This is a genomic window from Kutzneria sp. CA-103260 (assembly GCF_018263855.1).
Lineage (GTDB): Bacteria > Actinomycetota > Actinomycetes > Mycobacteriales > Pseudonocardiaceae > Kutzneria.
Genome location: NZ_CP073318.1, coordinates 3378434 through 3390016, shown reverse-complemented (window position 1 = coordinate 3390016; position 11583 = coordinate 3378434). Strand labels below are relative to the sequence as shown.

Sequence of the window (11583 nt, the reverse complement as noted above, 5' to 3'; positions counted from 1 at the left end):
TCGGCCGGTGTCGAACGACGAGGACCCGGGGCCCGGGGTGACCCGCCGGCTGGCCTATCTGCTCAAGCACGCCCAGCAGCGGATGTCCGAGCTGGGGGAGCAGGCGCTCGCCCCGTTCGGCGTCAACGGCCGCGAGCTGGGGGTGCTGAACGTGCTGATGGGGCGCGAGCCCGGCTCGCAGCACGAGGCGGCGCAGCGCCTGGGCATCGACCGCACCACCATGGTCGCGTTGCTGGACACCTTGGAACGCAAGGGACTTGTCTCCCGGCACCCGCACGCGGAGGACCGCAGGCGCAACGTCGTGGAGCTGACCGAGGTCGGCCACGAGACGGTGCTGAAGGCCAACGCGGCGGCCGAGGTGGCGGAGACGGAGCTGATGGAGCCGCTGAGTCGCGCCGACCGCCAGCAGCTGCGGGAGTCGCTGCAGGCGATCGTGGCCGCGGTTCGCAAGTCCGACTAGGTTGCCCGACGCCATAGGGTCGAGGGCATGGACACACTGCTTCGGGGCGGCCGGGTCGTGGATCCGGGCGCGGGCTTCGACGGGCTCGCCGACGTGCTGGTCTCCGGCGGCAGAATCGCGGCGGTCGGCCCGGGGCTCGACGCGCCGCCGGGCACGGAGGTCGTGGACGTCACCGGGATGGTCGTCGGACCGGGCTTCGTCGACCTGCACAGCCACGTGCACTCCATCGCCGGACATCGGTTGCAGGCGATGGACGGCGTGACGACCTCCCTCGACCTGGAGGCCGGCCTGATGCCGATCGCCCAGGCCTACGCCGACGCGGCGCAGGCCGGGCGGCCGCTGAACTACGGCTTCTCGGCGTCCTGGGGCATGGCCCGCGCCCAGGTGCTGCTTGGCGCCGAACCGGACGCCCGGATCTCCACCGGCCTGGCGACGCTGGGCAATCCCGCCTGGCAGCGGTCGTCCTCGCCGGCCGAGCTGACGGCCTGGTTGTCGCTGCTGGAGAACGAGATCGCCGCCGGCGCGCTGGGCATCGGCGTGCTCATGGGCTACGCCCCGGCGACCGAGCCGGCGGAGTTCCTGGCGGTCGCCGGCCTCGCGGCCAAGGCCGGGGTTCCGACGTACACGCACGTCCGCGAGCTGGTCGAGGTCGACCCGGCGACGCCGATCGACGGCTCGGAGGAAGTCGTCCGGGCGGCGGGCGAGACCGGTGCGGCGATGCACCACTGCCACGTCAACAGCACCTCGGGCTTCCACATCGACCGGGTGCTCGGCACGCTCGACCGCGCCCGGCGGGCGGGATCACGCGTCACAGTGGAGTCCTATCCCTACGGCGCGGGCAGCACGGCCATCGGTGCGGCGTTCATCTCGCCGGAGCGGTTGCGGATGAAGGGACTCGGCCCCTCCAGCGTGATCCTGCTCGAAACCGGCGAGCGGATGGCCGACGAGAAGCGGCTGCTGGAGGTGCGGCGGAGCAGTCCGGGCGCGCCCTGCCTGCTGGAGCACTACGACGAGAGCCAGGCCGAGGGCCGCGACATGATGCGGCGCACGCTGGCCTTCCCAGACGCCATCGTCGGCAGCGACGCGATGCCGGTCTTCTGGCCGGACGGCCGCTACGAGAACACCGAGTGGCCGCTGCCTCCGGGCGGCTCGACGCACCCGCGCACGGCCGGCACGTTCAGCAAGACACTGCGCCTGATGGTGCGGGAAACCGCCGCGTGGACCTGGCTGGAGGCGTTCCGGCGCTGCTCGTACCTGCCGGCTCGGGTGCTGGACGACTGCGCGCCCGGGGCCCGCGCGAAGGGCCACCTCGGGGTGGGCGCCGACGCGGACATCGTGGTCCTCGACCCGGATCGGGTCACCGACACCGCGACCTACGCCGACGGAACCCGGCCCTCGGTCGGCGTCCAGCACCTGTATGTCGCCGGGACTTCCGTGGTCCGGCAAGGAGAACTGCAAACCGAGGCGCTGCCGGGGCAGCCGCTGCGTGGGGAGGCGCGATGACCGACCTGTTGGCCGACATCGAGGAGCTGGTGCGCTGTGAGTCGCCGTCGTCGGACCACGACGCGGTGTCACGCAGCGCGGACGTGGTGGCGGCGATCGGCCGCCGGCTGCTCAACGCCGAGCCGGAGCGCATCCTGGTCAACGGGTGCACGCACCTGCGCTGGCGGTTCGGCGACCGGCCGAAGGTGCTGCTGCTCGGCCATCACGACACCGTGTGGCCACATGGATCCCTGGAAACGCATCCGTTCTCCATTGTGGACGGTGTGCTGCGCGGCCCGGGCTGCTTCGACATGAAGACCGGCGTCGTGATGGCCCTGCACGCGGTGGCCGAGCTCGACGACCGCGATGGCGTGACCATCCTTGTGACCGGCGACGAGGAGATCGGTTCACCGAGCTCCAGGTCCCTGATCGAGGACGAGGCCCGCGACTGCGCGGCGGCGTTCGTGCTGGAGGCCTCCGGTCCCGGCGGCGCGCTGAAGACCCGGCGCAAGGGCACGTCCATCTATCGGGTCGTGGTCGAGGGCAAGGCCGCGCACGCCGGGCTGGAGCCGGAAAAGGGGATCAACGCCGGCGTCGAGCTCGCGCACCAGGTCCTCGCCGTGTCCGCATTGGACGATCCGGAGCGCGGAACCACAGTCGTGCCAACTGTGTTGTCCGCTGGCACCACCACGAACACCGTGCCGGCGCAGGCCACGGTCGCGGTGGACGTGCGGGCCTGGTCGAAGGCCGAGCAGCAGCGGGTGGACCAGGCGATCCGGGAACTCCGGCCGGTGCTGGCCGGAGCACAGGTCCGCATCGAGGGTGGCATCAACCGCCCGCCGCTGGAGAACGAGACCTCGGCCGATCTGTTCCGGCTGGCCTCGGAGCTGCTGCCCGGGCTCACCGAGACCGCGGTCGGCGGCGCCTCGGACGGGAACTTCACGGCAGGGGTGGGAATTCCGACGCTCGACGGCCTCGGCGCGGTCGGCGACGGCGCGCACGCCGACCACGAGCACGTGATCGTCGAGGAGATTCCACGGCGGACGGCGCTGCTGGTCGCCCTGCTCAAGTCGGTGCTGGCCACGCGGTGAAGACCAACTGACATCCACCTGGGGGGAGATTGGGCATGACCCGACGCACGAAGACCGATGACCTGTACGAGATGGCGTTCCCGTCGCAGCCTGAGATGTCGCCGGACGGCCGGCGGATCGTCTACACGCTGCGCACGGCCGACCGGGAGGCGGACCGGAACCTCACGTCGCTGTGGCAGGTCGACACTGGCGGGGGAGAGGCGCGACAGCTCACTCGGGGCACCGCCGACTCGTCGCCGGCGTGGTCGCCGGACGGGACGACGATCGCCTTCCTCCGCGACGGGGACATCTGGCTGCTGCCGGCGGACGGCGGGGAACCCCGGCCGGTCACGACGGGCGGCGCGGGCGCGCCGGTGTGGAGCCCGGACGGCACCAGGATCGCCTTCGCCACGGCCGTCGGCCCCGACGAGCCGGAGCGGCCGCTGGTGATCGACCGGTTGGGCCACAAGGCCGATGGGGTCGGGCTGATCGGGTTGAAACGCAGGCACATCCATGTGCTGGACGTCGCCACCGGGAAGATCCAGCAGATCACCTCGGGCGACTGGCACGCCGGTGAGCCGGCCTGGTCGCCCGACGGCACGCGGATCGCCTTCCGCGCCGAGATGGACGCCGACGCGGACCTCACCTATCGTTCGGCGGCCTACGTCGTGGAGATCGGCGGCCAGCCGCGAATGGTCGGCGGCGGGGAAGGCCGGTGCGAGACGGTCGGCTGGACCACCGACGGCCGGGCCCTGCTGGTCGTCGGCAGGACGACGATGACCGTCGGGAACAGCCGGCTGCTCAAGGTTCCGCTGGACGGCGGCGAGACCATCGACCTCGCGGAGTCATTGGACCGCAACGTGACGCCGGGTGTGACGGGCTATCCGGGCGCGTTGCCGCAGCCGGTCGGGGACACGGTGTACTTCTGCGCCCGCGACCGAGGCTACACGCATCTGTACGCGGTCGAGGATGCCAAACCCCGGCTGGTGTTCGGCGGTGCGGGCAACGTGGTGTCCGGTGTGGACATCGCCGGCGGCAAGGCGGCGATCGTGCTGGCCACGCCGAGTGCGTACGCCGAGATCGCCGTCGTCGGCCTGGCCAGCGGCGATGTCGAGGTGCGGACGAGTCACGGTCCGACCGATGTCGAACTGTTTCCCTATGAGGAAAGGGAGTTCACCGTCTCGGACGGCACCGTGGTGCACGGCTGGCTGCTGCGTGACCCCGACCGCAAGGGGCCGCTGCCCTTGCTGCTGGACATCCATGGCGGCCCGCACAACGCCTACAACGCCACCGCCGACCCGGCGCGCATCTACCGGCAGGTGCTGGCCGAGCGGGGATGGGCTGTGCTGCTGCTCAACCCCCGCGCCAGTGACGGATACGGCGAAGCCTTTCTCACCGCGGCGATCGGCGCCTGGGGGAGCAGTGATGCCAAGGACTTCCTTGAGCCGCTGGACCACCTCGTCGCCGAGGGCGTGGCCGACCAGGACCGGCTGGCCGTCTGCGGCTACAGCTACGGCGGCTACATGACGTGCTACCTGACCAGCCGCGACAGCCGCTTCGCCCGGGCGGTCGCCGGCGGCCTGGTCTGCGACCTGACCAGCATGACCGGCACTTCCGATGCCGGACACTACCTAGCCACTCAAGAGTTCAGGGGTGCCACCGACGCAAACCCGTTGGCCCGCGTGGACGACGTTCGCACACCCACATTGATCCTGCATGGCGGCGACGACGACCGCTGCCCGGTCGGGCAGGCCGAACAGTGGTTCACCGCCCTGCACACGCGGGGCGTGCCGACGCAGATGGTGCTCTACCCGGACGCCTCGCACCTGTTCATCGTCAACGGCCGGCCGTCGCACCGCGTCGACTACAGCAACCGGATCGTCGACTGGGTCGAGCAGCGGCAACGGGTCCGCACCGACCACTGGCGGCGGCGACTGGCCGAACTGTGCCGCAAGCACCACGTGCCCGGTGCGGCGCTGGGCATCCTTCGTGGCGACGAGCTCGCGGTGGCGAGTTTCGGCGTGCTGGACAAGGGAACCGGTGCGCCGGTCGCCGACGACTCGGTGTTCCAGATCGGCTCCGTCACCAAGGTCTGGACCACCACGCTGATCATGCAGCTGGTCGAGGAGGGCAAGCTCGACCTCGACGCCCCGGTCGCCGACGTGCTGCCGGACCTGCGGCTGTCCGATCCGGGCGTGGCCGAGCGGGTCACGCTGCGGCATCTGCTCACCCACACCAGCGGCATCGACGGCGACCACTTCGTCGACACCGGCCGCGGCGACGACTGCCTCGAGAAGTACGTCGACGGTCTGGACCAGGCCGCGCAGGTGCATCCGCTCGGCGCCACGATGTCGTACTGCAACTCGGGATTCGTGCTGGCCGGGCGGGTGATCGAGCAGGTCACCGGCCAGTCCTGGGACGCCGTGCTGCGGGCGCGCCTGATCGAACCGCTCGGCCTCAAGCGCACGGTCACCCTGCCCGAGGAGGCGATCGTGCTCGGCGCCGCCGTCGGCCACGAGGCGGCTGCCGGCCAGGAACCCCAGCCGGTCAAGGTTTTCATGTTGACCCGTAGTCTCGGCCCGGCCGGCCTGATCACGGCCTCGGCCGCCGATCTGCTGGCCTTCGCCCGGATGCACCTCGACGGCGGCGCCGGCCTGCTGGGCGAGGCGGCCACGGCGGCGATGACCGAGTGGCAGGTGGACGTGCCCAACCAGCACACCACCTGCCAGTCGTGGGGCCTGGGCTGGATGCGGTTCGACTGGGGCAGTCACGGGATCATCGGCCACGACGGCAGCACCCGGGGGCAGGCTGCGTTCCTCCGGATCGTGCCCGAACTGGATCTGGCGATCACGTTGCTCACCAACGGCGGCAACACGGCGGACCTCTTCCAGGACCTGTTCGGCGAGCTGTTCGCCGAGCTGGCCGGCATTGCCGTGCCGGCCCCGGTGCAGCCGCCGGCCCGACCGCCCACAGTGGACGCCGACCGGCACCTCGGCGTCTACGAGCGGGCCGGTGCCCGGGTGGAGATATTCCGGGGCGACAACGGGCTGCGGATCCGGTTCACCGCCACCGGCCTGCTCGCCGACATCGTGCCGGAGCCGGTCCAGGAGCACGACCTGCTTCCGGTGACCGACACGCTGTTCGTGTACCGGCCGGAGGACAAGGTGTCGTGGTCGAGCCTGGTCTTCTACACCTTGCCAACCGGCGAGCCGTACGTGCAGATCGCCGTTCGCTCCTACCCGAAGGTCTGACCGGCGAGGGCCCGGGACCGGACACGGTGGGCGGTGATCAGGGTGTCGGTGAGCGTCAGGCAGTCCGCTTCGGTGGTCTGCCAGTTGCACACCGACACCCGCAGTGCCCGCTGCCCGCGCCAGGTCGTGCCGCCGGCGAAGGCGTTTCCGCTGTCGTGCAACGCCTCGATGACCTCGTCGGTGTGCTCGTCGCTGTCGCCGAAGCGAACCAGCACCTGGTTCAGCACCACTTCGTTGAGCACGGTGATCCCGGGCTCGTCGGCCAGCCGGCGGGCGATTCCCCTGGCGTGCCGGCATGATCGGTCGACGAGGTCGATGACACCCTCGACACCGAGGTGTCGCAGCGTGGCCCACAGCACCAGCGGACGGGCTCGGCGCGAGCGCTCCGGCGGGTAGTCGAACGGGTAGTCCGCCTGGCCGCGCAGCGCTGCCTGATATGCCGACAGGTGCGCGCACAGCACGATCCCGCAGTCGTAGGGCACATTGAGCCACTTGTGCGCGTCGGTGGCCCAGGAGTCGGCCCGCCGCAACGCATGGGGATGATGCCGTGGGCTGGCCGCCGCCCACATGCCGTACGACGCGTCGAGATGCAGCCAGCCGCCGTGCCGGTGGGTCAGCATCGCCACCCGGGCCACGTCATCGGAGGCGCCGGTGTCCATGTGCCCCACCTGTCCGCACACGATCAGCGGCCTGTTGCTCTTCTCCAACAGGGCAGCCAACGCGTCGACCCGCATCCGGCCCTGGTCGTCACACGGCACCGGACGGATGCCGCCGGCCAGCCCGACCAGCCCCAGCGCCCACTGCACCGTGATGTGGCAGCCTTCGCTGACCAGGACACGAACTTCCGGTGCACCAACGGGACCATCGGCCTCGACGTCCCGACCGGCCTGGGCCAGCACGTGATGCCGTGCCGCGGCCAATGCGGTCAGGTTGGCCGTCGCGTACCCGGAAGTGACGCCGACGCTGGTGTTCGGCCGCAGACCGAACAGCTCGGTCAGCCACTTCGCGCAGACCTCTTCGACCACGGTGGTGAGCAGGCTCGTCTCGTGGCTGGCGCCGCCCTGGCCCCACACCGAGGTGAGCCAGTCCGCTGCCAGCCCGATCGGATGGGAACCGCCCGTCACGTGATCGAAGTAGCGGCCGGAGGTCGACGGCGCGAACCCCGGCTGCCCGTGCTCGACGAGCGTGCGCAACGTGCTGAGCGCGTTGGCGCCGTCGGCTGCATCGGGGCGGTGTGGCGATCGCGGAGGTAGTCCCGCGCGTACGTGCGCACGTACGACAGCAGGGCCTCCTGGTCGGAGTCGAGCATTCCTCAGGTCACCGTGCGCGTGGTCGGCGCGGGCGCGAACCGGGCGGTGGCGGGCTCCGGTGTGGACAGCGCGCGGATCGGATCACCGCGATGGATCGCGGCGGAGACGGTCGCGGCGCTTTCCAGAAGTCCGGTCATGGGCTGGAAGCTAGGGCCTGGGCCACCGAACCGGCTAATCGGTTGTGACGGGCGAAGGCGGTCGAAAGAGACAAAGCCCTTGTTGCAGGCATATGGCTGCTCCGAGAATCCACCCGATCGGGTTGGTCTCGGCGCGGTGGCCGAGGGCGACGCGCCCGGGAATAGGCGAAGGCGGTTCGGGTACCCGAAATCCATGAAACGCACCCGCGCCGAGTACGAACGGGGTCTGCCCGACTATCACGACCCCCTCGGTGGCGTCGGCGGCGCCGCCCCGGCTTACAGCGCGCTCACCCTGCGCACCGTGCTGGCCGCCGTGGCGCTGGCGATGTGCCTGGCCGCGGGCACGCTGTTCGTGATCCTCCATGTGCTGTGGGGAATCGTCCTGCTCTCGGCGCTCGCGGTGGTCTGCGTCGTCGACCTGGTCTGGGTGATCCACCGCAAGCGTCGTGGGGAACCGGGCTAGGCTGCCGTCGCCGCGACGGCCGCGGCCAGCGTCCGGTGTGTGGCGAAATCCTCGGTGAGGCCGAGGAGATCCAGCGGCCGCCAGACGATGCGGGCCAGCGCGACCTGGAGGTCGGTGTCGGTGCTGTCCGCGGCCGACTGGGCCTCCACCAGCATGCGCATCCCGGCGGCGTCGATGAACGTGACGTCGATCAGGTTCAGCACCAGCGCGGCCGGTGGCGCGGACAGCTCGTGCCGCAGCGGTCTCGCGGCCTCGTGCACCGTGCACATGTCCACTTCTCCGAACACGTGCACGATCGGCAGCGACCCCTGGCGCTCGACCAGGACGTTCAACGTCGACTGTTGGGCCATGGGCGCTCCCTCCGTGAACGAGGGGCAACCCCAAACCGAGCCTGTCTGCTCAAACCCGCCCAAGCCAGCTCCTCGCGGCTTGACTCCGACGGTAGCCCTGTTCGGCCCGACTACAACTCTCCGGTGTCGGGACGCCGCTGATCGTCCATAAAGGATGATCGTTCGGATCTTGTTCACGAGAGCGGGAACGGGGAGGGCGCGAGGCCCTCCCCGTTCCGGTCAAGCGGAGGTGATCGACGCGGTGGGAATCAGCTCAGCGTCACCGCGGTGTCGTCGATGACGAACGACGTCTGCAGCGAGCTGTCCTCCACGGCGGTGAACTTCAGCGCGAGGGTCTGCCCGGCGAAGGACGACACGTCGATCGTCTTCTGGACGTACCCGGACGCCTTGTTCAGGTTGGAGTAGGTCGCCAGCGTGGTCGAGCCGCCGGTGACGGTCAGCTTGTCGTACTGGGTGGACGTGGTGGTCTCGGCGCTGTCGATGTGCAGCCAGAACGTCAGCGTGGCCTTGCAGCCGGCCGGGATGGCCACCGACTGGGACAGCGTGTCGGTGTGGGCGCTGCCGTAGCCGTCCATCCAGGCGTTCCAGGTGCCGCCATGGGTGGGCTGCTGCGAGCCGTTCTGGGCGATGACGCCGGAGCTCGCCGACCAGACGGTGTTGCCGGACTCGAAGCCGGGGTTGCCCAGCTGCTGCCCGCTGCACCCGCCGCCGACGGTGCCGACGGTCCAGCCGAACGACGCGGAGCCGCTGTGGCTGGCGCTGTCGGTGGCGGTCACCGTGACGTTGCTGCTGCCGGCGGTGCTGGCGGTGCCCGAGATGACACCGGTGGAGGCGTTGATGGACAGGCCGGCCGGCAGGCCGGTGGCGGTCCAGCTGTACGGCGCGGTGCCGCCGCTGGCCGACAGCGGCAGGTTCACCGCGGAGCCGACGGTGGTGGACTGGTTGCCGGGGTTGGAAACCGTCACCGTGCCGGTGGCGCTGCACGTGGGGTCGCCGGACTGCGCCGGCACGCTGATCGCGTCCCAGGCCGCCTTCACGGTGTTGAACTCGGTGCAGCTGCCGGGGAACAGGTTCTTGGCCGCGGTCAGCGTCCAGGTGCGGTACTTCAGGTAGGAGCTGCCGCTGGTCTTGAGCAGCATCGCGTTGTAGAAGATCTTCACCGCGTTCTGCACGCCCAGCCCGGTGATGCTGGAGCTGTTGCAGGTGGGGCTGGTCGGCTGGCCGTTGGTCGGGTTGGTGCCCTCGGCGAGCAGGTAGAACCAGTGGTTGCCGGGCCCGGCCGCGGCGTGCACCTCGGTGCCGGGGATCGAGCTGTCGTAGCAGTTCTTGTCGCCCAGCGCGGACGGGTTGTACATGTTGCGGATCGGGCCGGAGCCGACCAGGTTGACCTGGTTGCCGACCAGGAAGTCCGGCTTGGCGTACGGCGCGGCCTCGTTGGCGAACCACTCGGTGGAGGCGCCGAAGACGTCGGCCACGAACTCCTGGGTGCCGTTGCCGGAGATGCCGCCCGGGGTGTGGTCGTCGATGCCGTGGCCGTGCTCGTGGGCGATCACGTCGATGGCCGGGATCCACTGTCCGGCCGTGTTGTGGCCGATCTGCACCTGGCTGCCGTCGTAGTAGGCGTTCTCGTCGTCGAGGCCGACGCGGATCGGCCAGCCGCCGCCGTTGCCGTCGAAGCCGTTGCGGCCCAGCCACTGCGACAGCATCTTGTTCTCGGACTGGATGCTGTACAGGGCGTCGACGCAGCCGGTTTCCTTGCTCGTCTCGTCGCCGTTGCCCCAGCTGTCGGTGGACTTGCTGAACGTTGTGTTGTTCGACGCGTCCTGGCAGCTGACGTTGGTGATGTTCGGGTCCTTCATGGAGTACGTGCTGCCCGAGTGCGTGGTGTCGATGTGCAGCGGCTCGGGGCCGTTCCAGACACCGGTGCCGTCACCGAACAGGACGTGCTCCTGGGTGTGCAACACCTTGCCCGTGTTGGCGTCCACGACAACGTCGAGCTTGCTGGGCTCACCGTCCCTGGTGCCGGTCACGGTGCTCTGCCAGGCCAGCGCGGGCGTGCCGAGCGCGAAGGTGACCAGCTGCGCGGCGCCGACGTTGTCCACCGTGGACAACTGCTTGCGGGCGGTGGCCTCCGCGTCCTTGGCCGACAGCTTCGGCGTGGTGGAGGCCAGGCTGATGGTGTTGTCCTGGGCCACCGTGGTCGCGACGACCTGACCGGTGGAGTTGGTGGACACCACGAAGTCGCCGCCGACCACCGGCAGGCCCTTGTAGGTGCGGTCGTACGGGACGTACTTCATCCCGTTGGTGGAGGAGATCACGCTGTGCTGGACGAACGCGTCGTCGGCGCTGGCGTGCAGAACGGCCGGTCGGGAGGCGACCAGGCTCTGTGCCGCGTTGGCGGCCATCGCCTCCGCGGTGAGCGGAGACGTCGTGTTCGGGGTGGGTTGCGCCTGTGCGGCCGTGCTGGTGGTGACGGCGGCGACCAGCAGGCCGGCCGCGACGACAACGGTGGTGCGTCTCAGGATCATCGGCAGTTCTCCTCCGAGCAGGGGTTGACCCGGCCCGGGTCGCGGGCCGTGTCCGGCAGAGGTGGAAGGGAGCGTCGATCGCGGACCAGGATCCGGGCTCGGCGAAGCGGGAACAACCGACGAAGGTAGTGAAGTTTGCATGAATCGCCTGAACGGCGTTATTGCGACGAACGGGTGCCGTCCACTCGGGCTACGTGACGGAATTTTATTGCTGTGAACAAGAAAGAGCTCGTCACATGGCAGGGTTCGCGGGCGGAGTCAACCAGCGATCGTCGTGAGGGCCTGGCCGCGACTGTTCTCCGCCGCCTGTCGCTGTGCGGCGGTCGGGGAGGACATGGCGGCCGGCCTCGCCGCCAGGCGGTCGGCGGTGAGCCGGCGGGCGGGCAGCGGCTCGGTGCCGGCCCCGCCGTGGTGGATGGCGGCGACGCAGTGCGGCAGAACGCCTTGGTGTGGAACGGGTTCCAGGAACGGCTCCACGTCGTCGCGGCTGCCGGCCGTCGACAGCGGGATCCTCACCATGGCCAGGGTAGTG

General features: G+C 70.2%; 10 protein-coding genes. 5 read left to right on the top strand and 5 right to left on the bottom strand.

Annotation, left to right across the window (positions count from 1 at the left end; genetic code table 11):
• Positions 1 to 7: 7 nt before the first annotated feature.
• Genes JJ691_RS14600 through JJ691_RS14585 form a run of 4 tightly spaced genes read left to right on the top strand, consistent with a single transcriptional unit; the run spans position 8 to position 6263 of the window.
• Positions 8 to 460 (top strand): MarR family winged helix-turn-helix transcriptional regulator, encoded by a 453-nt coding sequence (locus JJ691_RS14600; RefSeq protein WP_249227922.1) that lies wholly within the window; start codon positions 8 to 10, stop codon positions 458 to 460.
• Between the two features lie 27 nt (positions 461 to 487).
• Entirely contained in the window at positions 488 to 1963 is a 1476-nt protein-coding gene (locus JJ691_RS14595) for an amidohydrolase family protein (RefSeq protein WP_211769313.1), read from the top strand.
• The gene (locus tag JJ691_RS14590; RefSeq protein ID WP_211769312.1) at positions 1960 to 3033 is read left to right on the top strand and encodes a M20 family metallopeptidase; all 1074 of its coding nucleotides are present in this window, start codon (positions 1960 to 1962) and stop codon (positions 3031 to 3033) included. Before JJ691_RS14595 ends, JJ691_RS14590 begins: the two co-directional genes overlap by 4 nt.
• Positions 3034 to 3068: 35 nt before the next feature.
• Positions 3069 to 6263 carry a serine hydrolase gene (locus tag JJ691_RS14585; protein ID WP_211769311.1) on the top strand — a complete coding sequence of 1065 codons (3195 nt, stop codon included), beginning with the start codon at positions 3069 to 3071 and terminating at the stop codon, positions 6261 to 6263.
• On the opposite strand, the gene JJ691_RS14580 is transcribed toward JJ691_RS14585, so the two are convergent.
• Positions 6248 to 7456: a pyridoxal phosphate-dependent decarboxylase family protein gene (locus tag JJ691_RS14580; RefSeq protein WP_211769310.1), complete on the bottom strand. Its 1209-nt coding sequence runs from the start codon at positions 7454 to 7456 to the stop codon at positions 6248 to 6250. The two genes, JJ691_RS14585 and JJ691_RS14580, sit on opposite strands and share 16 nt — an antisense overlap.
• 119 nt (positions 7457 to 7575) lie before the next feature.
• Positions 7576 to 7710, bottom strand: coding sequence for a hypothetical protein (locus tag JJ691_RS52925; RefSeq protein WP_256449391.1), 135 nt, complete (start codon positions 7708 to 7710; stop codon positions 7576 to 7578).
• 193 nt (positions 7711 to 7903) lie between these two features.
• On the opposite strand from JJ691_RS52925, the gene JJ691_RS14575 reads away from it, so the two are divergent.
• On the top strand, positions 7904 to 8173 hold the full coding sequence (locus tag JJ691_RS14575; protein WP_211769309.1) for a hypothetical protein: 270 nt from the start codon (positions 7904 to 7906) through the stop codon (positions 8171 to 8173).
• On the opposite strand, the gene JJ691_RS14570 is transcribed toward JJ691_RS14575, so the two are convergent.
• The 3 genes from JJ691_RS14570 to JJ691_RS14560 all read right to left on the bottom strand — a co-directional run bounded on the left by JJ691_RS14570 (position 8170) and on the right by JJ691_RS14560 (position 11567).
• Positions 8170 to 8523: an STAS domain-containing protein gene (locus tag JJ691_RS14570; RefSeq protein ID WP_211769308.1), complete on the bottom strand. Its 354-nt coding sequence runs from the start codon at positions 8521 to 8523 to the stop codon at positions 8170 to 8172. The two genes, JJ691_RS14575 and JJ691_RS14570, sit on opposite strands and share 4 nt — an antisense overlap.
• Before the next feature lie 248 nt (positions 8524 to 8771).
• A complete protein-coding gene (locus JJ691_RS14565; RefSeq protein ID WP_211769307.1) occupies positions 8772 to 11051 on the bottom strand; it encodes a M4 family metallopeptidase in 2280 nt (759 codons plus the stop codon).
• 258 nt (positions 11052 to 11309) lie between these two features.
• Entirely contained in the window at positions 11310 to 11567 is a 258-nt protein-coding gene (locus JJ691_RS14560; RefSeq protein ID WP_211769306.1) for a hypothetical protein, read from the bottom strand.
• Positions 11568 to 11583: the final 16 nt, after the last annotated feature.

What these genes read in the sequence shown, in the direction of transcription:
- JJ691_RS14595 (WP_211769313.1), top strand. Translation starts at nt 488, where the DNA reads ATGGACACACTGCTTCGGGGCGGCCGGGTCGTGGATCCGGGCGCGGGC.
- JJ691_RS14590 (WP_211769312.1), top strand. Translation starts at nt 1,960, where the DNA reads ATGACCGACCTGTTGGCCGACATCGAGGAGCTGGTGCGCTGTGAGTCG.
- JJ691_RS14585 (WP_211769311.1), top strand. Translation starts at nt 3,069, where the DNA reads ATGACCCGACGCACGAAGACCGATGACCTGTACGAGATGGCGTTCCCG.
- JJ691_RS52925 (WP_256449391.1), bottom strand. Translation starts at nt 7,710, where the DNA reads ATGACCGGACTTCTGGAAAGCGCCGCGACCGTCTCCGCCGCGATCCAT.
- JJ691_RS14575 (WP_211769309.1), top strand. Translation starts at nt 7,904, where the DNA reads ATGAAACGCACCCGCGCCGAGTACGAACGGGGTCTGCCCGACTATCAC.
- JJ691_RS14570 (WP_211769308.1), bottom strand. Translation starts at nt 8,523, where the DNA reads ATGGCCCAACAGTCGACGTTGAACGTCCTGGTCGAGCGCCAGGGGTCG.
- JJ691_RS14565 (WP_211769307.1), bottom strand. Translation starts at nt 11,051, where the DNA reads ATGATCCTGAGACGCACCACCGTTGTCGTCGCGGCCGGCCTGCTGGTC.